The 22,503-nt window shown below is 70.9% G+C and carries 20 protein-coding genes and 2 pseudogenes; 16 read left to right on the forward strand and 6 right to left on the reverse strand.

The features are described 5' to 3' along the window. The first annotated feature begins 89 nt into the window (after window positions 1–89). Entirely contained in the window at window positions 90–4,457 is a 4,368-nt protein-coding gene (locus tag ACIG87_RS14340) for a HAMP domain-containing protein (RefSeq protein ID WP_396850951.1), read from the forward strand. Next, a complete protein-coding gene (locus ACIG87_RS14345; RefSeq protein ID WP_396850952.1) occupies window positions 4,454–5,011 on the forward strand; it encodes a two-component system response regulator in 558 nt (185 codons plus the stop codon). Before ACIG87_RS14340 ends, ACIG87_RS14345 begins: the two co-directional genes overlap by 4 nt. 46 nt (window positions 5,012–5,057) lie before the next feature. Here the strand turns inward: ACIG87_RS14345 and ACIG87_RS14350 are convergent, their stop codons facing one another. Further along, window positions 5,058–5,579: a GbsR/MarR family transcriptional regulator gene (locus tag ACIG87_RS14350; RefSeq protein WP_396850953.1), complete on the reverse strand. Its 522-nt coding sequence runs from the start codon at window positions 5,577–5,579 to the stop codon at window positions 5,058–5,060. 94 nt (window positions 5,580–5,673) lie between these two features. On the opposite strand from ACIG87_RS14350, the gene ACIG87_RS14355 reads away from it, so the two are divergent. Continuing rightward, window positions 5,674–6,624: an ATP-binding cassette domain-containing protein gene (locus ACIG87_RS14355; protein WP_396850954.1), complete on the forward strand. Its 951-nt coding sequence runs from the start codon at window positions 5,674–5,676 to the stop codon at window positions 6,622–6,624. Continuing rightward, a complete protein-coding gene (locus ACIG87_RS14360; RefSeq protein WP_396850955.1) occupies window positions 6,624–8,216 on the forward strand; it encodes an ABC transporter permease in 1,593 nt (530 codons plus the stop codon). Before ACIG87_RS14355 ends, ACIG87_RS14360 begins: the two co-directional genes overlap by 1 nt. 7 nt (window positions 8,217–8,223) lie before the next feature. On the opposite strand, the gene ACIG87_RS14365 is transcribed toward ACIG87_RS14360, so the two are convergent. Further along, a complete protein-coding gene (locus tag ACIG87_RS14365) occupies window positions 8,224–8,559 on the reverse strand; it encodes an STAS domain-containing protein (protein ID WP_396850956.1) in 336 nt (111 codons plus the stop codon). A gap of 167 nt (window positions 8,560–8,726) precedes the next feature. Between ACIG87_RS14365 and hemL the strand changes: the two genes are divergently transcribed. From hemL to ccsB, 7 genes and pseudogenes are all read left to right on the forward strand, one after another. Beyond that, window positions 8,727–10,085, forward strand: coding sequence for a glutamate-1-semialdehyde 2,1-aminomutase (gene hemL / locus ACIG87_RS14370; RefSeq protein WP_396850957.1), 1,359 nt, complete (start codon window positions 8,727–8,729; stop codon window positions 10,083–10,085). Between the two features lie 45 nt (window positions 10,086–10,130). Then, the gene (locus ACIG87_RS14375; protein ID WP_396850958.1) at window positions 10,131–10,778 is read left to right on the forward strand and encodes a histidine phosphatase family protein; all 648 of its coding nucleotides are present in this window, start codon (window positions 10,131–10,133) and stop codon (window positions 10,776–10,778) included. Window position 10,779: 1 nt separating this feature from the next. Then, window positions 10,780–11,355 carry a TlpA family protein disulfide reductase gene (locus tag ACIG87_RS14380; RefSeq protein WP_396850959.1) on the forward strand — a complete coding sequence of 192 codons (576 nt, stop codon included), beginning with the start codon at window positions 10,780–10,782 and terminating at the stop codon, window positions 11,353–11,355. After that, window positions 11,355–12,266, forward strand: coding sequence for a cytochrome c biogenesis CcdA family protein (locus tag ACIG87_RS14385; RefSeq protein WP_396850960.1), 912 nt, complete (start codon window positions 11,355–11,357; stop codon window positions 12,264–12,266). The genes ACIG87_RS14380 and ACIG87_RS14385 overlap by 1 nt, the downstream gene beginning before the upstream one ends. Continuing rightward, entirely contained in the window at window positions 12,266–13,882 is a 1,617-nt protein-coding gene (locus tag ACIG87_RS14390; protein ID WP_396850961.1) for a cytochrome c biogenesis protein ResB, read from the forward strand. Before ACIG87_RS14385 ends, ACIG87_RS14390 begins: the two co-directional genes overlap by 1 nt. Further along, window positions 13,882–14,043: pseudogene (locus tag ACIG87_RS14395) on the forward strand (c-type cytochrome biogenesis protein CcsB); the annotation flags it as partial. The gene ACIG87_RS14390 and the pseudogene ACIG87_RS14395, both read left to right, overlap by 1 nt. A gap of 93 nt (window positions 14,044–14,136) precedes the next feature. Continuing rightward, window positions 14,137–14,907 (forward strand): annotated as a pseudogene (gene ccsB / locus ACIG87_RS14400) (c-type cytochrome biogenesis protein CcsB); the annotation flags it as partial. On the opposite strand, the gene ACIG87_RS14405 reads toward ccsB, so the two are convergent. Then, window positions 14,873–15,094 (reverse strand): hypothetical protein, encoded by a 222-nt coding sequence (locus ACIG87_RS14405; protein WP_396850962.1) that lies wholly within the window; start codon window positions 15,092–15,094, stop codon window positions 14,873–14,875. The pseudogene ccsB and the gene ACIG87_RS14405 overlap by 35 nt on opposite strands. Before the next feature lie 679 nt (window positions 15,095–15,773). Here ACIG87_RS14405 and ACIG87_RS14410 point away from each other — a divergent pair. Both ACIG87_RS14410 and ACIG87_RS14415 read left to right on the forward strand, forming a co-directional pair. Then, the gene (locus ACIG87_RS14410) at window positions 15,774–17,228 is read left to right on the forward strand and encodes a ricin-type beta-trefoil lectin domain protein (RefSeq protein ID WP_396850963.1); all 1,455 of its coding nucleotides are present in this window, start codon (window positions 15,774–15,776) and stop codon (window positions 17,226–17,228) included. A gap of 63 nt (window positions 17,229–17,291) precedes the next feature. Continuing rightward, on the forward strand, window positions 17,292–18,437 hold the full coding sequence (locus tag ACIG87_RS14415) for a LacI family DNA-binding transcriptional regulator (RefSeq protein WP_396850964.1): 1,146 nt from the start codon (window positions 17,292–17,294) through the stop codon (window positions 18,435–18,437). Window positions 18,438–18,543: 106 nt separating this feature from the next. Here the strand turns inward: ACIG87_RS14415 and ACIG87_RS14420 are convergent, their stop codons facing one another. After that, on the reverse strand, window positions 18,544–19,020 hold the full coding sequence (locus ACIG87_RS14420; RefSeq protein ID WP_396850965.1) for a MarR family winged helix-turn-helix transcriptional regulator: 477 nt from the start codon (window positions 19,018–19,020) through the stop codon (window positions 18,544–18,546). Between the two features lie 63 nt (window positions 19,021–19,083). Between ACIG87_RS14420 and ACIG87_RS14425 the strand changes: the two genes are divergently transcribed. Further along, entirely contained in the window at window positions 19,084–19,644 is a 561-nt protein-coding gene (locus tag ACIG87_RS14425; protein ID WP_396850966.1) for a carboxymuconolactone decarboxylase family protein, read from the forward strand. A 129-nt stretch (window positions 19,645–19,773) separates the two neighbouring features. Here the strand turns inward: ACIG87_RS14425 and ACIG87_RS14430 are convergent, their stop codons facing one another. Beyond that, the gene (locus tag ACIG87_RS14430) at window positions 19,774–20,040 is read right to left on the reverse strand and encodes a hypothetical protein (protein ID WP_396850967.1); all 267 of its coding nucleotides are present in this window, start codon (window positions 20,038–20,040) and stop codon (window positions 19,774–19,776) included. A 317-nt stretch (window positions 20,041–20,357) separates the two neighbouring features. Between ACIG87_RS14430 and ACIG87_RS14435 the strand changes: the two genes are divergently transcribed. Then, the gene (locus ACIG87_RS14435) at window positions 20,358–21,146 is read left to right on the forward strand and encodes a helix-turn-helix transcriptional regulator (RefSeq protein ID WP_396850968.1); all 789 of its coding nucleotides are present in this window, start codon (window positions 20,358–20,360) and stop codon (window positions 21,144–21,146) included. Beyond that, window positions 21,137–21,325: a DUF397 domain-containing protein gene (locus tag ACIG87_RS14440; protein ID WP_396850969.1), complete on the forward strand. Its 189-nt coding sequence runs from the start codon at window positions 21,137–21,139 to the stop codon at window positions 21,323–21,325. The genes ACIG87_RS14435 and ACIG87_RS14440 overlap by 10 nt, the downstream gene beginning before the upstream one ends. Window positions 21,326–21,426: 101 nt before the next feature. Here the strand turns inward: ACIG87_RS14440 and ACIG87_RS14445 are convergent, their stop codons facing one another. Then, window positions 21,427–22,299, reverse strand: coding sequence for an alpha/beta fold hydrolase (locus ACIG87_RS14445; RefSeq protein ID WP_396850970.1), 873 nt, complete (start codon window positions 22,297–22,299; stop codon window positions 21,427–21,429). Between the last annotated feature and the right edge of the window lie 204 nt (window positions 22,300–22,503).

Below are 22,503 nucleotides of genomic sequence, written 5' to 3' on the forward strand. Positions count from 1 at the left end.
CGTCGCCTCCGCGGCCTCGGCGGGGACGCGGGCACAATGAGGGGAAGCCGGCGTGTCGGCACGCCGGGAGCCCTCCGAGTGAGCGAGGAATGATGACCGCGAAACAGTCGGTGACGGCGGACGTGTCCGCTTCCGAGCATGACGCGCTCCTCGGTGAGCTGTCGGAGGCGCTGCGGCGGGTCGGGCGGGGAGACTTCAAGGTACGGCTGCCCCGGCGCGCGGGCGCGGCCGGTGAGGTGGCGGACGCCTTCAACGAGGTGGTGTCGCTCCAGGAGCGGCAGCACCTGGACCTGCGCCGGATCAGCCGGGTGGTGGGCCGGGACGGCCGGCTGACCGAGCGTCTCGACGAGGAGGGCCTGGACGGCTCCTGGGCGGAGGGCCAGCGGGCGGTCAACTCGCTCATCGACGACCTGGGCCGACCGACCACCGAGATCGCCCGGGTGATCATGGCGGTGGCCGACGGTGACCTCTCCCAGCACATGGCGTTGGAGATCGACGATCGCCCGTTGCGCGGTGAGTACCTGCGGATCGGCCGGACGGTCAACACGATGGTCGGCCAGCTGTCGTCGTTCTCCAACGAGGTGACCCGGGTGGCCCGTGAGGTGGGCACCGAGGGCAAGCTGGGCGGTCAGGCGGATGTCCGGGGTGTGGCCGGCACCTGGAAGGACCTCACCGACTCGGTGAACACCATGGCGTCGAACCTGACCGGCCAGGTGCGGTCGATCTCCCAGGTGGCGACGGCGGTGGCCCGGGGAGACCTGTCCCAGAAGATCACGGTCGGCGCACGCGGTGAGGTCGCCGAGCTGGCCGACACGATGAACTCGCTCACCGACACGCTGCGGCTCTTCGCCGAGCAGGTGACCCGGGTGGCCCGTGAGGTGGGCACCGAGGGCAAGCTCGGCGGGCAGGCCGAGGTGCCGAACGTCGCGGGCACCTGGAAGGACCTCACCGACAGCGTCAACTCGATGGCGTCCAACCTGACCTCTCAGGTGCGCAACATCGCGCAGGTCTCCACGGCGGTGGCCCGGGGCGACCTGAGCCAGAAGATCACCGTGGCGGCCCAGGGCGAGATCCTGGAGCTGAAGGACACCGTGAACACGATGGTGGACCAGCTCAGCTCGTTCGCCGACGAGGTGACCCGGGTTGCCCGTGAGGTGGGCATCGAGGGCAAGCTCGGCGGCCAGGCGCAGGTACGCGGCGTCTCCGGCACCTGGCGGGACCTGACGGAGAACGTCAACCAGCTCGCCGGCAACCTGACCAGTCAGGTCCGCAACATCTCCCAGGTCTCCACGGCGGTGGCGAAGGGTGACCTGTCGCAGAAGATCACGGTGGACGCGCAGGGCGAGATCCTGGAGCTGAAGAACACCGTGAACACGATGGTGGATCAGCTGTCGTCGTTCGCGGACGAGGTGACCCGGGTGGCCCGTGAGGTGGGCACCGAGGGGAAGTTGGGCGGTCAGGCGCAGGTCAAGGGTGTCTCCGGCACCTGGCGGGATCTGACCGACAACGTGAACTCGATGGCGTCGAACCTGACCTCTCAGGTGCGTAACATCGCCTCGGTGACCACGGCGGTGGCCAAGGGTGACCTGAGCCAGAAGATCACCGTCGACGCCCGGGGCGAGATCCTGGAGCTCAAGTCCACGGTCAACACGATGGTGGATCAGCTGTCGTCGTTCGCGGACGAGGTGACCCGGGTGGCCCGTGAGGTGGGCACCGAGGGCAAGCTCGGCGGGCAGGCCCAGGTGCGCGGGGTCGCCGGCACCTGGCGGGACCTGACCGACAACGTGAACTCGATGGCGTCGAACCTGACCTCTCAGGTGCGCAACATCGCGCAGGTCTCCACCGCGGTGGCCAAGGGTGACCTGAGCCAGAAGATCACCGTCGACGCGCAGGGCGAGATCCTGGAGCTGAAGAACACGGTCAACACGATGGTGGATCAGCTGTCGTCGTTCGCCGACGAGGTGACCCGGGTGGCCCGTGAGGTGGGCACCGAGGGCAAGTTGGGCGGTCAGGCGCAGGTCAAGGGCGTCAGCGGCACCTGGCGGGACCTGACCGACAACGTGAACTCGATGGCGTCCAACCTGACCAGTCAGGTGCGCAACATCGCCTCGGTGACCACGGCGGTGGCCAAGGGCGACCTCGGCCAGAAGATCACGGTGGACGCGCAGGGCGAGATCCTGGAGCTGAAGAACACTGTGAACACGATGGTGGATCAGCTGTCGTCGTTCGCCGACGAGGTGACCCGGGTGGGCCGCGAGGTCGGCATCGAGGGCAAGCTCGGCGGTCAGGCCCAGGTGAAGGGGGTCAGCGGCACCTGGCGGGACCTCACCGAGAACGTCAACCAGCTCGCCTCGACCCTGACCACCCAGCTTCGGGCGATCTCCCAGGTCTCCACCTCGGTGACCCGGGGCGACCTGACCCAGCGGATCGCGGTCAAGGCGCAGGGCGAGGTCGCCGAGCTGAAGGACAACATCAACCAGATGATCGTCACCCTCCGGGAGACGACCAAGAAGAACGCCGAGCAGGGCTGGTTGGACTCCAACCTGGCCCGGATCGGTGGCCTGCTCCAGGGCCAGCGGGACCTGGGCGAGGTCTGCCGCATGATCATGATGGAGGTGACCCCGCTGGTCGACGCGCAGCTCGGCGCGTTCTTCCTCGCGGACACCTCCGAGGGGGTGATGCGGCTGCGGCTGACCGCCTCGTACGGCTATGTGGCCCGGGGGCACGACGTCACCTTCGGGCCCGGCGAGGGGCTGGTCGGCCAGGCCGCGCTCTCCCGAAGGACGATCCGGCTCAACGCGCTGCCCGACGGGCGGATCACCCTGCGGTCGGGGCTGGCCGAGACGCTCCCGGCCGACCTGGTGGTGCTGCCGATCCTGTTCGAGGGCGAACTGCTCGGGGTGATCGAGTTCGCCAGCGTGGCCCGCTTCTCGGAGCTGCACCTGGCGTTCCTGGAGCGGCTGGTGCTCACCATCGGCGTCGCGGTCAACACCATCCAGGCCAACCGGCGTACGGAGGAACTGCTGGCCCAGTCGCAGCGGCTGGCGCTGGAGTTGCAGGACCAGTCGGCGGAGCTGCAGCGCACCAACGCCGAGTTGGAGGACAAGGCGAAGCTGCTGAGTGAGCAGAAGGGCAACATCGAGACGAAGAACCGGGAGATCGAGCTGGCCCGGCTCGGTCTGGAGGAGAAGGCGCAGCAGCTCACCCGGGCGTCGGCGTACAAGTCGGAGTTCCTGGCGAACATGAGCCACGAACTGCGGACACCGCTGAACTCGCTGCTGCTGCTGGCCCGGCTGCTGGTGGAGAACTCGGAGCGCAACCTCACCCCGAAGCAGATCGAGTTCGCCCGGACGATCCACGGCTCCGGCTCGGACCTGCTGCGCTTGATCGACGACATCCTGGACCTGTCCAAGATCGAGGCCGGCCGGATGGACGTCGAGCCGACCGAGATCCGGTTCGCCGAGATCCGCAGCTACGTGGAGCAGGCGTTCGCCCCGCAGGCCGAGGAGAAGAACCTGGACTTCCAGGTCCGGGTGGCCAAGGAGTTGCCCCCGGCGCTGGTGACCGACGCCCAACGGTTGCAGCAGATCCTGCGCAACATGCTCTCCAACGCGGTGAAGTTCACCGACAACGGCGCGGTCACCCTGCGGATCGCCCCGGCGGCGGAGAACGTGGTCTTCGACGTGCCGGCGTTGACCAACGCCCGGCAGGTGATCGCCTTCACCGTGATCGACACCGGAATCGGCATCTCGGACGACAAGCTGAGCATCATCTTCGAGGCGTTCCAGCAGGCCGACGGCACCACCAGCCGGCGCTACGGCGGCACCGGGCTGGGGCTGTCGATCAGTCGGGACCTGGCGCGGCTGATCGGCGGCACGATCACCGTGACCTCCGCGCCGGGGCAGGGCTCGACGTTCACCCTCTTCGTACCGGATGTGCTGGCGCCGGACGCGGTGGTGGCGCCGCAGTCGCCGTCGCCGCAGCGCGCGGGCCTGCCGGCGTCGCTGCTGATGCCGCCGATGGAGCTGCTGGCCACGCCGGAGGCCCCGGCCACCCGGCAGCTGGACGGTGCCACCGTGCTGATCGTGGACGACGACGTACGCAACGTGTTCGCGTTGACCAGCGCGTTGGAACTGCACGGGATGACCGTGCTGTACTCGGACAACGGCGCGGACGGCGTTCGCGTGCTGGCCGAGCATCCGGAGGTGGACATCGTGCTGATGGACGCCATGATGCCCGACCAGGACGGTTACGAGACGACCCGGCAGATCCGCCGTAACCACCGCTTCGCCGACCTGCCGATCGTCTTCCTCACCGCGAAGGCGATGCCGGGTGACCGGGAGTCGGCGCTGGCGGCCGGGGGTAGTGACTACATCACCAAGCCGGTGGACCTGGACGGGCTGATCGAGCGGATGGCGTCCTGGATCAGCGGCAGCCGAGACAAGGAGAATCCGTGACGCAGACTGCCAAGGCGCTGCTGGTCGACGACCGTCGGGAGAACCTGATGGCCCTGGAGGCGATCCTCCAGGGGCTCCCGGTGCAGTCGGTGGCCGTGGAGAGCGGTGAGGCGGCGCTGAAGCAACTGCTGGTCGACGATTTCGCGGTCATCCTGCTGGACGCCCAGATGCCGGACATGGACGGCTTCGAGACGGCCAGCCACATCAAGCGCCGGGAGCGGACCCGGCACGTGCCGATCATCTTCCTCACCGCCGCCGACAAGGATGCCCAGCTGGCGCTGCGCGGCTACGCGGTCGGGGCGGTGGACTACCTGACCAAGCCGTTCGACCCGTGGGTGCTGCGGGCGAAGGTGTCGGTGTTCGTGGAGCTGTGGGTGAAGACCCGGCAGTTGGCGGCGCAGTCCGACGTGGTGCGGGAGCGCGACGCCCAGTGGCGGGTGCTCACCGACGCGGTGGACGAGGCGACCACCCTGTTGCGCGCGGAGGACGACCAGGAGGCCCGGCGCCGCGCACTGGACATCCTGGAGCAGGCCCGCTGGGGCAACACCGCCTGACCGGCGGACACCTGGTTCGGCCGCGCCGGCCAGCCGGGAGTCGGCCTCAGCCGTGGTCGGCCTCAGCCGGCGGCGGGCCGGCGTGGCCGGTGGCGGCCCGGCGGAGCCGCCAGCGTTCGCCGAGCGAGTCGATCTCCTCCTGGACGAAGAGGAAGAAGTCCCGCATCTCGGCCACCCGCTCGCCGCCCGGGGTGGCCGGACCGCCCAGCGCGTCGAGGCCCGAGTCGGCGATGTCGATGAAGTTCTTGTAGAGGCCGGTCTTGGTGATGGTCCCCTCGTACCAGGGGTTGTCCGGCACCCGGTAGCGGTCCCGGCGGGAGCGGGGGACCGGCTCCCGGAGCAGCATGCCGAACTGGGTCAGGTAGCGCACCGCGCCGGAGACGGCTGCCGCGCTGACCCCCAACCGCTCGCCGATCTCGGCGGCGGTCAGCGGCCCGTCGGCGCTCATCACGGCGAACAGGACCCGGGCGGCCATCCGGGGGAAGCCGACGTCCGCGAAGGCCATCGCCATCCGTTCGACGAAGAGGTGGACCTCGTCGTCCTGGCTGGGGCGGTGGTCGTCAGGCATCGGTTCGCTGCTCCTCCGGGGTGTGGTTGCAGGCGATGGTGCCTCACCCGACACATGCTTCACAACTTCGTGAAACGAGTGTAGCTTCCGAAGTATGGAAACCCCGATTTCGGTGACCGGCCTGGTGAAGACCTTCGGCCGCACCCGGGCCCTCGACGGGCTCGACCTCACCGTCCGGGCCGGTGAGGTGCACGGCTTCCTCGGCCCGAACGGCTCCGGCAAGTCGACCACCATCCGGGTGCTGCTCGGGCTGCTGCGGGCGGACGCGGGGGCCGTCCGACTGCTCGACGGCGATCCGTGGCGCGATGCCGTCGCGCTGCACCGCCGCCTGGCGTACGTGCCGGGTGACGTCACGCTCTGGCCCCAGCTCTCCGGCGGCGAGGTGATCGACCTGCTCGGGCGGATGCGCGGCGGGCTCGACCCGGTGCGCCGGGCCGAGCTGCTGGAGTCGTTCGAGCTGGACCCCCGCAATAAGGGGCGCACCTACTCGAAGGGCAACCGGCAGAAAGTCGGTCTCGTCGCCGCGCTCGCCTCCGACGTCGAACTGCTCATCCTCGACGAACCCACCTCCGGGCTGGACCCGCTGATGGAGGAGGTGTTCCAGCACTGGGTCGGCCGGGCCAAGCGGGACGGCCGCACGGTCCTGCTCTCCAGCCACATCCTCGCCGAGGTGGAGGCGCTCTGCGACCGGGTGACGATCATCCGCAACGGCCGCGACGTCGAGACCGGCACCCTGACCGAGCTGCGCCACCTGCACCGCACCTCGATCGACGCCGAGCTGGCCGGTCCACTGGACGGCCTGGGCAGCCTGCCCGGCGTGCACGACCTGCGGGTCGACGGCGACCGGGTCCGCTTCGACGTCGACACCGCCGCGCTGGACGCCGCGCTGCGCCGGCTCACCGAGATCGGCGTACGCAGCCTGGTCAGCCAGCCGCCCACACTGGAGGAACTGTTCCTGCGCCACTACGAGTCGACCGCCGACCCGTCGACCGCCGCCGCGTCGCCCGGCCCGTCGACCGGCGACGTCCCGACCGGGGTGCGGTGATGAGCACCCTCACCGGCACCGGTCACCTGGCCCGGCTGATCCTGCGCCGGGACCGGGTCGTCCTCCCGATCTGGGTGCTGCTGCTGGCCGTCCTGCCGATGTCGTACGCGACCAGCTTCTTCGCGTTGTTCCCGACCGTCGCCGAGCGGGCCGCGTACGCCACCGGCACCGCCCGCAACCCGTCGATCGTGGCCCTGCTCGGCCCGGTCTACGGCGACAGCGTCGGCGCGCTCACCGCCCAGCGCGGCGGCTTCCTCCAGCTCATCGTCGGGCTGGCCGCCCTGCTCACCGTCATCCGGCACACCCGCACCGAGGAGGAGGCCGGCCGCCGGGAGTTGCTCGGCGCGACAGTCCTCGGCCGGTACGCCGGTCTCACCGCCGCGCTGCTGGTGACGTACGCCGCCAGCCTGCTGCTCGGCCTGCTCGCCGCCGCCGGGTTGGCGTCCACCGGGCTGCCGGTGGCCGGTTCGCTGGCGTACGGGCTCTCGGGGACGCTGGTGGGGGTGGTCTTCGCCACGGTGGGCGGGCTGGCCGCCCAGCTCACCGAGACCGCCGGTGGGGCGCGGGGGATCGCGCTCGGGGCGCTCGGGGTGGCCTTCGCGCTCCGGCTGGCCGGGGACACCGCCAGCAACGACTGGCCGAGCTGGCTCTCGCCGCTGGGCTGGGCGCCGCGCATCCGCGCCTACGAGGGAGAACGCTGGTGGGTGCTGGCCCTGCCGGTCGCGCTGACCGTGCTGCTCGCCGTGGTGGCGTACCCGGTCTCGGTGCGGCGGGATCTGGGTGCCGGCGTGCTGCCGTCCCGGCTGGGCCCGGTCCGGGCCGGGCGGGCGCTGTCCGGGCCGTTCGGGTTGGCCTGGCGGCTGCACCGGGGGCAACTGCTGGGCTGGTCGGTCGGCTTCGGCCTGCTCGGGTTGATCCTCGGCGGGGCGGCCGAGGCGGCGGGGCGGTCGGTCGCCGGCAACGCCACGCTGGAGCAGGTGATGGCCCGGTTGGGCGGCGCGTCCGGGCTGGCCGAGGCGTACCTGGGGGCGACGTTGAGCGTGGCCGGGCTCGCCGCCACCGGTTACGGCATCCAGGCGGCGCTGCGGATGCGGTCGGAGGAGGCCGCCGGGCGGGTCGAGCCGCTGCTGGCGACCGGGGTGCCCCGGTCGGTCTGGCTCGCCTCGCACCTGGTGTTCGCCCTGGTCGGGCCGGTGGTGGTGCTGGCGGTGATCGGCCTGGCGACCGGGCTGACCTACGGGCTCAGCGTCGACGACGTGCCCGGCCAACTGCCCCGGATGCTCGGTGCCGGCCTGGCGCAGGTGCCGGCGGCCTGGGTGTTGGCCGGCCTGGCGGTGCTGCTGCACGGGCTGCTGCCCCGGTACGCCTCGACGGCCTGGGCGGTGCTCGCGGTGGTAGTGCTGCTCGGCCAGCTCGGCGCGGTGCTGGAGCTGAACCAGTGGCTGCTGGACCTGTCGCCGTTCACGCACACCCCGCAGGTGTTGCGCCCCGGTTGGAGCGCCGTCCCGCTGCTGACCCTGACCGCTCTCGCCGGGCTGCTCTGCGTGGCCGGCCTCGCCACCTTCCGCCGCCGCGACGTGCCCTCGACCTGACCGCCGGTCAGGTGGAGGTGTTCTCGTTGCGGATCATGAGGGCGGAGCGGAGGCCGGTGATGTCGAGGACGCGGAGCAGGAAGTCGCCCACGTTGCTCAGGATCAGCAGGCACTGTGAGTGGCTGGCCTTGCGGCTGAGCACCACCAGGGTGCCCAGGCCCTGCGAGTCGCAGAAGGTCACCCCGGCCAGGTCGAGCACGATGCGCGGCGGAGGATCGGCGAGCACCTCGTTCACGACGGTCGACAGCTGGGCGGCGGTGAGCATGTCGATCTCACCGGCCAGGCGCAACACCACTTCGTCGCCCGTCCGGTGTACCGTGATGGACAGTTCGGCACGATCCACCCGGTCAGCCTATCGCGGTCTCGGCGACCCGGCCCGGTGAGGCGATCCGCCGTGCTGTCCGCCGCACCGACGACCGGCCCTCCGGCCCGGTGAGCGGGGTGAGCCGGCTAACCCTGCCCCGGGGTGCCTGCGGATTCCCCGTCCGGCGCTGACACAATGGCCGCATCGTGACCGATACCTTTTCCGCCGGGACCGGCCGCTACCCAGCCGACGCCCCGGCCTCCGAGGCCCTGTTCGACCGCGCCAAGGCCATCGTGCCCGGCGGGGTGAACTCCCCCGTGCGCGCGTTCCATGCCGTCGGTGGCACCCCGCGCTTCATGGTCCGGGGGGAGGGCCCCTGGATGTACGACGCCGACGGGCGGCGCTACGTCGACCTGGTCTGCTCCTGGGGGCCGCTGATCCTGGGGCACGCCCACCCCGAGGTGGTCGAGGCGGTCCGCGCCGCAGCCACCCTCGGCACCAGCTTCGGCACCCCCACCCCGGGTGAGGTGGAGCTGGCCGCCGAGATCGTCGACCGCACCCCGGTCGAGCAGGTCCGGCTGGTCAACTCGGGCACCGAGGCGACCATGTCGGCGATCCGGCTGGCCCGGGGCTTCACCGGTCGCTCCAAGATCATCAAGTTCGCCGGCTGCTACCACGGTCACTCCGACGGGCTGCTCGCCGCCGCCGGCTCCGGCGTCGCCACCCTCGGCCTGCCCGACTCGCCCGGCGTCACCGGCGCGGCGGCCGGCGACACCATCGTGCTGCCGTACAACGACCTCACCGCCGTCGAGGCGGCCTTCGCCGCGCAGGGGCCGCACATCGCGGCGATCATCACCGAGGCCGCCGCCGGCAACATGGGCGTGGTCGCCCCGCGCGACGGCTTCAACCAGCAGCTCGCGGCGATCGCCCACGCCCACGGCGCGTTGCTCATCGTCGACGAGGTGATGACCGGGTTCCGGGTCTCCCGGGCCGGCTGGCACGGGCTCGACCCGTCCGACGCCGACCTGTGGACGTACGGGAAGGTGATGGGTGGCGGGCTGCCCGCCGCGGCCTTCGGCGGGCGCGCGGAGATCATGACCCGGCTCGCCCCGGCCGGCCCGGTCTACCAGGCCGGCACCCTCTCCGGTAACCCGCTGGCCTGCGCCGCCGGTTTGGCCACCCTGCGGCTCGCCGACGACGCCCTCTACCGCCGGCTCGACGACACGGCCGCCGTCGTGGGCCGGCTGGTCACCGAGGCGCTTGCCGCCGCCGGGGTTCCACACCGACTGTCGTACGCGGGCAGCATGTTCTCGATCTTCTTCACCGACGCCGACGTGGTCGACTACGACAGTGCCCGCACCCAGCAGGTGCCCGCGTTCAAGGCGTTCTTCCACGCGATGCTCGCCGCCGGCGTCTACCTGCCGCCGAGCGCGTTCGAGTCGTGGTTCGTGTCGGCGGCGATCGACGACACCGCCCTGGAGCACATCGCCGCCGCCCTGCCGGCTGCGGCAACGGCAGCAGCAGCGGCAGGTCACGGGGGGGTAAACGGTGAGCGCGAGGAGTGAGCCGGGTTTGCGAGCCCCGCAGTCGCGAACGAAGGGGATGCTGGCGTGAGTAAGACCGTCGTCCACGTGCTGCGGCACGGCGAGGTGTACAACCCGGACCAGATCCTCTACGGCCGACTGCCCGGCTTCCGGCTCTCCGAGCTGGGCGTGCAGATGGCCAAGGCCGCCGCCCAGGCGGTCGCCGAGCGTGAGGTCGTGCACGTGGTGGCCAGCCCGCTGGAACGCGCCCAGCAGACCGCCGAGCCGATCGCCGGCCAGTTCGGGCTCCCGGTCGGGGTGGACGAGCGGCTGATCGAGAGCGCCAACTGGTTCGAGGGCAAGAAGGTCTCTCCCGGTGACGGCTCGTTCCGCGACCCGCGTAACTGGTGGGTGCTGCGCGACCCGGTGACCCCGAGCTGGGGTGAGGCGTACCGGGCCATCGCCGAGCGGATGTTCGCCGGGCTGCACGCCGCCCGGGTCGCCGCCGAGGGGCGCGAGGCGGTCATCGTCTCCCACCAGCTCCCCATCTGGACGCTGCGCCGTTACGTCGAGCGCAAGCGGCTGTGGCACGACCCGCGCCGCCGGCAGTGCGGGCTGGCCAGCCTCACCTCCTTCCACTTCGACGGGGCCAAGGTGGTCGGGATCGGCTACTCCGAGCCGGCCGCCCACCTGATCGCCATGTCGTCGACAGCCCGGACGGCCAAGGGGGCCTGACATGCGTCTCCGGAGGCCGATCGCCGTCCTGCTCGCCGCCGTCACCGCCGGGGCGGCGCTGGTCGGCTGCTCCTCCGGTACCGAGGAGAGTCGGTGCGCCAACAACGACGGCATCGTCGAGTGCGCTCCCGACCAACGCTCCGCCGCCCCGAAGATCGCCGGTGACCTGCTCACCGGCGGCCGGTACGACGTCTCCCAGGCCCGGGGACAGGTGGTGGTGCTCAACTTCTGGGGTTCCTGGTGCGCCCCCTGCCGTGCCGAGGCCGACGACCTGGAGGCCAGCTACCAGGCCACCAAGGGTTCCGGGGTGGCCTTCCTCGGCATCAACGTGCAGGACAGCCGGGACAAGGCGATCGCCTTCGAGGAGGGCCGGGTCACCTACCCGAGCCTGTTCGACCCGGCCAGCCGGCTCGCGCTGGCGCTGGACATCCCGCCGAACACCATCCCGGCCACCGTCGTGCTCGACCGGCAGGGCCGGATCGCCACCGTGATCCGGGCCGCCGTCACGCAGGAGGGGCTGCGGCCCATCGTCGAGCGGATCGCCGCCGAAGAGCCGGCGTCCAACGGTTCCCGCTGATGGGCGAGACGTTCCGCGAACTCGCCCAGTCCGGCCCGCTGCTGCTGGCCATCGGCGCGGCGGCGCTCGCCGGGCTGGTCAGCTTCCTCTCCCCGTGCGTGCTGCCGCTGATGCCCGGCTACCTGTCGTACGTGACCGGCCTGGCCGGCACCGACCTGGAAGGCCGCTCCCGGGCGGCGACCCCGACCGGCGGCGAGCCCGCCCCGACCGGCGGTGACCCGTCACGGCCCGGCGATGACCCGGCCCCGACCGGCGGCGACCCGGCACGGGTCGGGGGCGCGGACGGCGGGGTGGCGGTGGCGACCCGGGCGGCGGTCCGACCGGTGGCGGCGGTCAAGGGGCGGGTGCTGGCCGGGACGCTGCTCTTCATCGCCGGCTTCACCGTCGTCTTCACCGCCACCGCGATCCTCTTCGCCGGGTTCGGCCGGATCTTCTTCGAGTACGAGCGGACCTTCCAGGTCGTCATCGGCGCGTTGATCGTCCTGCTCGGCCTGAGCTACCTGGGCGTGATCCCCGGCATGCAGCGCGAACTGCGCATCCAGCGGCTGCCCGCCGCCGGCCTGCTCGGTGCGCCGGTGCTCGGTGCGGTGTTCGCGCTGAGCTGGATGCCGTGCACCGGCCCGACGCTCGGCGCGGTGCTCGGCATGGCCGCCACCGGCGGGCAGACCGACCGGGCCGTGGTGCTGGCGGTGGCGTACTGCCTCGGGTTGGGGTTGCCGTTCGTGGTCTTCGGGTTGGGCTTCCACCGCCTGCTCGGGGTGTTCCGCGCGGTCCGGCGCAACAGCCGCTGGGTCACCCGGATCGGCGGGGCGCTGCTGATCCTGATCGGCCTGGCGCTGGTCACCGGCGGCTGGCAGGACTTCGTGATCTGGTTGCAGACGACCGTGGGCCCCGGCGAGGTGAGCATCTGATGACGACCGTCGACGACCGGCCGGCGAGTCCGCCCGCCGAGGCTCCCCGCCGCCGGCCGCACCCGCTGCTCGCCCTGCTGCGCAACTCGTGGCGGCAGCTCACCAGCATGCGTACCGCGTTGATCCTGCTCTTCCTGCTCGCGGTCGCGGCCATCCCCGGCTCGGTGCTGCCGCAGCGCGGGGTCAACCCGGAGAACGTCGACAGGTACTTCGTCGAGCACCCCGAGCTGGCCCCGCAGCTCGACCGGATCGGTGCCTTCGAGGTCTTCGGCTCGGTCTGGTTCTCCGCCATCTACCTGCTGCTGTTCACCTCGTTGGTGGGCTGCATCCTGCCCCGGATGCGCGACCACGTGCGGGCGTTGCGGGCCCGTCCGCCGGCCGCCCCGAAGCGGTTGGAGCGGCTGCCGCAGCACACCGTGCTGGAGGCGCCGGCCGCCGCCGACCCGGCGGCGATCGCCGCCGTGCTGCGCCGCCGCCGCTGGCGGGTCGAGGTGCGCGGCAACGAGGTCTCCGCCGAGAAGGGCTACCTCAAGGAGACCGGCAACCTGCTGTTCCACACCTCGCTGGTCGCCGTCCTGCTCGGGGTCGCGCTCGGCTCCTGGTACGGCTGGCACGGCAACCGCCTGCTGGTCGCGGGCGAGGACTTCTGCAACACCCGCCAGCAGTACGCCGAGGCGAAGCTCGGCCCGCGCGTCGACAGCGCCGACCTGCCGCAGTTCTGCATCACCCTGGACGACTTCGACGCCCGGTTCCTGGCGTCCGGGCAGCCGGAGAGCTACCGCGCCACGGTGACCGTCGACCGGCCGGACGGCTCGGACCGGCGGACCGCCGAGTTCTCGGTCAACTCGCCGTTGCGGCTCGGCTCCGCCAACGTCTACCTGCTGGGTCACGGCTACGCCCCGATCCTGAAGTACACCGACCGGTACGGCCGTAGCCAGACCAGCACGGTGCCCTTCCTGACCAGCGGTGACGCCAACCTCACCAGCGAGGGGGTGGCCGCCTTCCCGGACGCCAACGTCGACCCGGCGACCGGCCGGCGGGACGCCGACCAGCAGGTCGCCTTCGAGGGCCTGTACCTGCCGACCGCCCCGGAGACCGGTCCGTTCGCGTCGTCGCAGTTCCCCGAGGAGCGCAACCCGGCGGTGGTGCTGGCCGCCTACCGGGGCAACCTGGGGCTGGACGCCGGCATCCCCGGCTCGGTCTACCAGCTCGACCAGCGCCAGGTGACCAACGGCAAGCTCAAGCAGATCGGCGACAAGAAGCTCGCCCCGGGCGAGACGTGGACCCTGGACGACGGCAGCAAGCTGGAGTTCCTCGGCACCAAGCGGTACATCACCCTCTCCGTCCGGCACGACCCGGGCGAGAAGCTGATGCTCGGGGCCTGCGTGGTGCTGCTGGTCGGGCTGATGGGCTCGCTGTTCGGTCGGCGGCGGCGGGTCTGGTTCCGGGTCATGCCCCCCGACTGTGGATCTCCGACGAGCGGTAGTAGTTTGGTGGCGGCCGGTGGGCTGCCGCGCACCGAGCATCCAGGGTTCGCCGACGAGTTCGCGCAGCTCGTCGCCGCGGTACGCGACGACGGGCGGCCCGGCGCGTGGGCGCGAGAGGGAGTCGAGTGATGTCCGCAGTCTCCGACCAGTTGGTGACGTTCGCGATCCTGGTGTACCTGATCGCGATGATCAGCCACGCCGTCGAGTACGCCCTGGGCAACGTCCGGGCGGTGGCGGCCCGGGTCGCCCCGGCCCGCGAGCTGGTCGGGGCGGGTGTCGGCGCGGCCGGCGTCCCCGCTGCCGGTGGCGCGGATGTCGTGAAGGCCGGTGGGCCGGTGCCGGGCGACGTCGCCGGGACCACGCCGCCGGCGGCCCGCCCGAGCCGGTCGGCCGGCCGGGCGAGGCTGGCCGGGCGGATCGCCGCCGGGCTCACCGTGCTCGCCGCCGCGCTGCACCTGGGCGCGCTGGTCACCCGGGGTCTCGCCGCCGACCGGATGCCCTGGGGCAACATGTACGAGTTCGTGCTGACGGTCACCTGGATCGGGACCGCCGCCTGGCTCGTGGTGCTCTGGAAGCGGCCGTCACTGCGCCGGCTCGGGCTCTTCCTCACCCTGGTCATGGTGTTGCTGCTGGCCTTCGCCGAGCTGAAGCTCTACGTCCAGGTGGTGCCGCTGATGCCGGCGCTCCAGTCGTACTGGTACATCGTCCACGTGTCGACGATCGTCTTCTCCTCCGGCATCTTCCTGCTGGGCGTGGTGCCGGCGGTGGCGTTCCTGCTCCGCAACGGGTACGAGCAGGGCCGGCGGAGCTTCCCGTACACGCTGGCCCGGCGGCTGCCCGGGGCGGCCGACCTGGAACGGCTGACCTTCGCGCTGCACGCCTTCTCGTTCCCGATCTTCACGTTCGCGGTGATCGCGGGCGCGATCTGGGCCGAGGCGGCCTGGGGCCGGGCCTGGGGCTGGGATCCGAAGGAGACCTGGGCGTTCATCTCCTGGGTGGTCTACGCCGGCTACCTGCACGCGCGTGCGACGCCCAGCGTCAGGCGCAACGTGGCGACCTGGATCGCGGTGCTCGGCTTCCTGACCGTGCTGATGAACCTGTTCGGGGTGAACTTCTTCTTCACCGGCCTGCACTCGTACGCCGGGGTGAACTGAACCGGCCGGTGAGCACCCGGTCGACGCCGAGGGTCACCTGGTAGGCGACCTCCGGCACGTCGGCCAGTTCGAGGCGCTCGGCACGTAGGGCGAGCTGGGCGTGCAGCTCGCGGGCCACCGCGTCGCGGATCTCCCGCAGCAGCGGGGAGAGGCCGTCGGGATCGCCCACCGTGTACGCGTCGTCCATGCGTCCCATCCTCTACCGGAGGACCAGGTGTGTCGATGCCCCTTGGCCTGCAGAACGTCTCCCCCTCCCGAAGCCGGTCAGCGGCACCGACCGCCAGCGGTAATTGGTGGTCGTGATGCCTTCGCATTGGCTGACACCTTGACGCCCCATAAGGCTGATGACATCATCGCCGAACGATGTTTGCGTAAACAATCTAAGGCTTAAATCGGACATCAGCTTCGACTGCGGCGTCCGGATGGGGTCGCGCCCGTTGTTGATGTTTACGTAAACATCGACAACGGTAACGTGGTCGACGTTGACGGCCGGCGGGGGAGACGCCTTGACCCCTGGCCCACCCGTCTGCGAGGAGAGACTCTCCATGAGAAAGCTGGACAAGCGCATCGCCTGGGTGCTCGTACCCCCTTGATAGCGATGCACCCTACGAGGACAACGACCAGTCGCTGGACACCAACTCGCCCGGCTGAAAGTTCCCTGAACTCCGCCGTACCGCCACCTGGTTACTCCCGACGCGGCGGACCCGGACGAGAACCTCGTTCCCCCGCTATTGGAGCCGCACATGTTCCCGAAGCAGACAGGCGTCAGATCCGGCGCCGCTCCGCTTTCCCGTCCCTTCCCCCTCCTTGTCCTGCTCCTGCTGCTCGCCCTGGTCGCGGCGGTCGGCACGGTCCTCCTCCCTACAGTGAGCGAGGCCATCACCCGCTCCTCGCAGACCATGTACACCCCGCCGTCCGGCACCCCCGCCCCCGGCACGCTCTACCCCAGGGGGATACGGCTGGAGCACAGCGGGTCGTCCAACGGCACCATGCTCGCCACCTTCGAGCAGTACACCACCGGCAAGCCCGTCTTCCCGATCTACCGCAGCACCGACACCGGCAACTCCTGGACCAAGATCTCGGAAGTCGCCGACACGCAGAACGGCTGGGGCATGCGCTGGCAACCACAGCTGTTCGAACTGCCCACCGCGATCGGCAACTTTCCCGCCGGGACCATCCTGGCCGCCGGCGACTCCGTCCCCAGTAACCGCTCCGGGTTCAAGATCGACATGTACGCCAGCACGAACCAAGGGCAGAGCTGGACCTTCGTCAAGAACATCGTCAACGGCGCGGGCAGACCGGTCTGGGAACCCTTCTTCCTGGTCAACGGCAACAAACTCATCGTCTACTACTCCGACGAGCGAGACAGCAGCCACAGCCAGAAGCTGGTGCACCAGGTCAGCACGGACGGCATCAACTGGGGCCCCGTCGTCGACGACGTGGCGACCTCCACCCAGAGCGACCGGCCCGGCATGTCGACAGTTGCGAAGCTGCCGAACGGTAACTACGTGATGACGTACGAGTACGGGGGCTCGCCGGCGGGAAACCTCGCGGTCTATTACAAGATCTCCTCCAACCCCGAGGCGTTCGGCTCAGTCACCGGCCAGGTCCTGAGGTCGACCGACGGCCACACCGCCTTCTGGAACCCGTACATCACCTGGCTTCCCACCGGCGGCTCCAACGGCACCCTCGTCGTCAGTGCGCAAAGCACAACCGACGTGTTCGTCAACACCCAGGGCGGTGCCGCGAACGCCTGGACCCGTGTCGATTCCAAGGTCGCCGGCGGCTACAGCCGCGGCATGGTTCCGCTGGCCGACGGCCACAGCCTGGTGGTGCTCAGCGGCGGCTACAACGGCAGCACCGTCAACTCCGTCACGTACAGCACCATCGACCTGGGCGGCGTCGTGCCGACAACACCGGTCCCGTCCACGGGGACGACGACGGCGAGGCTGATCGGCGCCCAGTCGGGTCGTTGCCTCGACGTGCCGAACAGCAACTCCGCAAACGGGACCAGGCCGGCGCTCTGGGACTGCCACACCGGGACCAACCAGCAGTGGACGTACAACGCCTCCACCCGCCAGTTGCAGTCGCTCGGCAAGTGCCTGGACGTCTCCGGTCAGAGCACGACGCCGGGCGCCACGGCGGTCCTCTGGGACTGCAGCAGCGGTGCCAACCAGCAGTGGACCCTCACCAACAACACCGTGGTGGGAGTCCAGTCCGGGCTGTGCCTGGACGTGGCCAACAACGCGACCGCGAACGGTTCAGCGGTGAACATGTGGACCTGCAACGGAGGCGCCAACCAGCGGTGGACCCGCGGCTGACACCAACCTGACGTGGGAGGGATCCGGAACGCCTGTTCCGGATCCCTCCCACGTCTCTCTCGGATGGCGTCAAGAACTGATAGCTGCTTTATCGTGTCGTTCAACAGCCCGCCGGGCTGCGAAAGGAGCACCGTAGCGATGATCCCAGCATCGCCGGACGGTGTGCCGCGGGCCCTCGCAGGATCGTCAGGCATCACCCGGCGCCACCGGCGCGTGTCGATGGCGGACGTGGCCCGAGCGGCCGGTGTCTCCGCGCAGACGGTATCCCGCGTCTCCACCGGCCATCCCGGGGTTGTCGCGTCCACCCGCCAACAGGTTCTTGCGGCGATGCAGCAGTTGGGCTACCGGCCCAACAGCGCGGCCCGGGCGCTGAAGAACGGCGAGTTCCGCACCATCGGCGTCATCATCTTCACGCTGTCCACCACGGGGAACAGCCGGCTGCTCGAGGCGATCGCCACCCACGCCAGCCGTGCTGGTTACGTGATCACGCTCATGCCCGTGGCGACACCCACCCAGCACGGCGTGCTGGGCGCGTTCACCCGACTGGGCGAGTTGGCGGTGGACGCCGTCATCGTGGTGATGGAGGTGCATCTGCTCGACGCCGCGATGTTCGTCCTCCCGCCAGGGGTGCATGTCGTGGTCGTCGACTCCGATGCCGGCGACCGTTACAGCGTGGTGGACACCGATCAGGCCGACGGCGCGCGGCAGGCCGTCCAACACCTGCTCGACCTCGGCCACCACACCGTCTGGCACGTCGCCGGGCCGCCGGAGTCCTTCGCCGCCGGGCGTCGGGCGACGGCGTGGCGCTGCGTGCTTGAAGGGGCGGGTCGGCCCGTACCGGCGATGTACCGCGGCGACTGGTCGGCCGAATCCGGCTACCGCGCCGGCCTCCTGCTGGCAGACGAGGCGTCGTGCACCGCGGTTTTCGCCGGCAACGACCAGATGGCCCTCGGCGTGCTGCGGGCGTTGCACGAGAAGCAACGGGTCGTTCCCCGCGACATCAGCGTGATCGGCTTCGACGACATCCCGGACAGCGCCTCGTTCATCCCACCGCTGACCACGATCCATCAGGACTTCGCCGAAGTAGGCCGCAGATGCGTCGAGACCGCGCTGCGACAGATCCGCAACCAGCCCGTCGAGCCCGGTACCAGCCTGGTGCCGAACCGGCTAGTGATACGGGCCAGCACGGCAGCACCGCGAACCGCCTGACCCAAACCGGGCTGCTCCTGCCGGTGCTTCCGCCCGCATCGTCGGTGCAGGAGTTGAAGCGTGCCGTGTCCCGCGCCCGGATCGTCGTTGCTTGGCTCTGGAGTGGTCAGGTGCCGAACCAGCCGGGGACGTCGAGGCGGAAGGAATCCGGCGGGGTGACCGCGCGCAGGTCGTCCTCCAGGGCGGCCACCCGCTCCGCTCCGAGTCGCGCCACCCAGCGCTCCCGCAACGCGTCGAAGAGCACCGCCGACCGGCGTAGCCCGTCGACACCCTTCTCCGTCATCCGGACCAGTTTGCGGCGGGCGTCGGCCGGGTCTTCGGCGCGTTCGAGGTAGCCGAGGGCGACCAGCCGGTCGACGGTCTTGCCGGCGGCCTGCTTCGAGACGCCCAGGCGGTGGCCCAGGTCGGACGCCGTGGTACCGGCGACGCCGACGGCCTGGAGGACGAAGCCGTGCGCCGGCCGCAGCTCCGGGTGACCCTGCCGGGCCAGCTCGGCGTGCAGCTCGTCGACGAGGCTACGGAAACCGGCGAGCAGCAGCAGCGGCAGCACGAAACCGGGGCGCTCGGGGTCAGCCGTCGACATCTTCGACAACCTGGTTTACTGTTTGGACAACCACGTTGACTATCGTACGTGAGGGGTGCCCCCATGTCCCGACCGACCTTCACCGTCCACACCCTCGACACCGCGCCCGACGCCGCCCGCCCGACCATGGCCGGCGTGCAGCGGAAGCTCGGCCACCTGCCCGGCGCGGTCGGGCTGATGGCCGAATCCCCCGAACTGCTCAAGGGCTTCCTGACCGCCTCCGCGACCTTCGAGGCCACCGACCTCGCACCTGTCGAGCGGGAGGTGGTGGTGCTGACGGTCGCCACCCGCAACCGGTGCCACCTCTGCGTGGCGATGCACACCGCCACCCTGACCCGACTGGGTGCCGCCGCCGAACTGATCGCCGCGCTGCGCGACGGCAGCGAACTGCCGGAACCCCGGCTGGCGGCGCTGCGCCGGTTCACCCTCGCCGTCCTCGACCACGCCGGTGACGTCCCGGACGACGAGCTGACCGCCTTCCTCGACGCCGGCTACCGGCCCCGGCACGCCCTGGACGTGGTGCTCGGGGTCGGGACGTACACCATCTCGACCCTCGCCAACCGGCTCACCCGCGCCCCGCTCGACCCGCCCCTGACCGGTTACGCCTGGAAGCCGGCGGCCTGATCGGAAAACGCGGTCCTGGGCAGGTTCGGCGGGGAAAGGACGCCTGCTGCCGGGTGCGCATGACTGAGTGTGGTTCTGCGCCACGGCTGACCGGAAGCCAGGTCATCGCCAGGTGCGGGCGGTGGTCGGCTACGGGCGCGGCCGGGTCCAACCGAGGAAGCGCTGGTACAGCGCTCCTGGTTTCGGGGCGTCCTGGGGGTGGAGCCGGTACAGATCCTCGACGGCGGTGTACAGCATCCCGGCCAGGTAGATCGACAGGGCGACCCGGCTGTTCCGGTAGTCGGCCGCGAGGGTCAGCCGGGCGGTGGCGCACGGCCACGGACCGCCGCAGGCCCGGCAGAGCCACAGCGGCCGGAGTGGGACGTGGAGCCGGGAGCGCTGCACAGGGCTGGTCATCGGGTGCTCCTCACCTCGCCGGTGGACCTGGGGTGGGTCGTGGCGTCGCCGCCGTGCCGGCACTCCCGGCGTGCAGACCGTCCGTCGTCGAGATGCCCGGCGACTGCCCCTGGAAGCGGGGCCGTCCGTCGCCGACGTGCCGGACGGCCCCGCCACGGTTCCACCCGTCCTTTCGGTCGGATCCGGGCGGTTCCGGGTGTGCACAGTCTGATCAGGACGGAATACGATCGGAAGGCGATCGGTCACCCTGTGTGTTCCCCGGCGGTGACGGTGAGGCCGGTGAGAAACGCGGGGCGCGACGGTGAGGAGACGTGCGGATGGACGAGCGCTTGCGGGTGCTGATCGAGGAGCTGCGGCACATGCGGGCCGCCCGGAAGATGACCCAGGAGGAGTTGGCCAAGGCGGTCAACTACTCGCCGTCCACCGTGGCCATGGTCGAGACCGGGGCGCGGAAGCCGCCGCCCGACTTCTGGGAGCGGGTCGACGTGGCGCTCGACACCGGGGGTGCGTTCGCCCGGATGCTGGCCCGCCTCGGATCGCCGCAGTGGATGCGGGAGTGGGAGGCCAACGAGCGGCAGGCCACCGTGCTCCGGTCATTCGAGAATGTGGTGGTGCCGGGGCTGCTCCAGACGGCGGCCTATGCCCGCGCGCTGTTCCGCAGCGTCGGCCTCTTCGACGAGCAGGAGGTGGAGCGGCGGGCCGAGGCGCGGTTGGCCCGGCAGGCGGTGCTGGCCGGCGAACGACCGCCGCAGCTCGTCGCGGTGCTCGACGAACACGTGTTACGCCGCCCGGTCGGTGGGCCGGTGGTGATGCGCGAGCAACTGTTGCGCCTGGTGAAGGTCGCCACCGAGCACACCCGGGTCCGGCTGCACATCGTGCCCGCCTCGGTCGGGGCATATCCAGGTGTCGCCGGGGCCTTCGTGCTGGCTACGCTGCCCACCGGGGAGGACGTCGTCTATCTGGACGATCAGCTCAAGGGTCAGGTGATCGACCACACCGAGGACGTGCTGGCGGTCCGGTCGGCCTGGGAGTCGATCCAGGGCGAGGCGCTGCCGCCCCGGCAGTCGATCGATCTGTTGACGGAGGTGGCGAAGTCATGGAGCTGACCGGCGCGCGGTGGCGCACCAGCACTCGGAGCAGCACCAACGGCGGCAACTGCGTCGAGGTGGCCGACAACCTGCCCGGCCTGGTCGCCGTCCGCGACAGCAAGGACCGCGACGGTGGAGTGCTGACCTTCACCCCGGCCGCCTGGCGGTCGTTCGTCGCGCTCGCCCGTACCCGCTGACCCGCCCGCCGACCCCGTGCCAGCCGGCACCGGTCCGCGCCTGCTGATCCGCGTCCACTGGCCCGCGCTCGCTGACTCGGCTGCCGGGCACAGGGCGGGTGTCAGCCGTGGAGGAAGGGGAGCAGCAGGGCGGTCAGCTCGGCCGGGCGCTCCTCGAACAGCCAGTGGCCGCTGTCGGCGACCACCTGGCCGTCGACCGTGCGGGCGTACCGGCGTACCTGGTCGGCGACCTGTCCGCCGAGGCTGGCCGCGGCACCGATGGCCAGCACCGGCATCGGCAAGGGGTTCCTCCGGTACGCGGCGTTGTCCGCGACGTCCTGCGCGAACGCCCGGAAGTAGCCGAAGCTCGCCCGCAGGTGGGCCGGGTCGCTCAGGTGCCGGGCGTACTCCTCGATGTCGTCCGGGCCGATGCTGCCCTTGTGCACCATGATCGAATCGGTGAAGCGGTCCACCCAGCGCGGCTCCCGGCCGGCGACCAGCTCCTCGGGCAGGCCGTTGGTGACGTTGAAGAAGCCGAAGTTCCACACCGCCGGCCCGGCGGCGGTCAGTGCGGGGAACGTGTAGATGCTCTCGTCCGGGATCGGCGCCTCGGTCAGCACCAGCCGGGACACCGCGTCGGGGTGGGCGGCGGCGTAGGCGTACGCGACCATGGTGCCCACGTCGTGGCCGACCAGCCGGATGTCGCCGGCCAGGCCCAGGCCGGTCAGCAGCCCGTGCAGGTCGGCGGCGACGGTCAACTTGTCGTACCCGTCGGGTGGGGCGTCGCTGTCGCCGAACCCGCGCAGGTCGGGGGCGATCACCTGGTACGTCGCGGCCAGTTCCGGCAGCAGCCCCCGCCACATCCGCCAACACTGCGGGTAGCCGTGCAGCAGCACCACGGTCGGCCCCTGACCGCCCCGGACATAGTTGATCGCCACGTCACCGACCTGGGCCCGTTGCTCGGTGAACCCCGTCGGAACCCGTCCGTCGCCCATCCCCGCCCCCGTCCGACGTCGACGGCCCGACCGGCCGACCCACCGTCACCCGTCCAACGAGCAGCCGTCGGCCGGAGAGACGCACCTGCCCGTGCGGAGAGACGCTCGCCGAGATCTTGGCAGGAAGTGGCCCCTGTGAGGGCCGTTTCTTTCCAAGATCTCTGACCAAGGCCGCCATCGGTCCGGGTGGGGAGGCGCACACCG

Source organism: Micromonospora sp. NPDC051925 (assembly GCF_044548625.1).
Lineage (GTDB): Bacteria > Actinomycetota > Actinomycetes > Mycobacteriales > Micromonosporaceae > Micromonospora.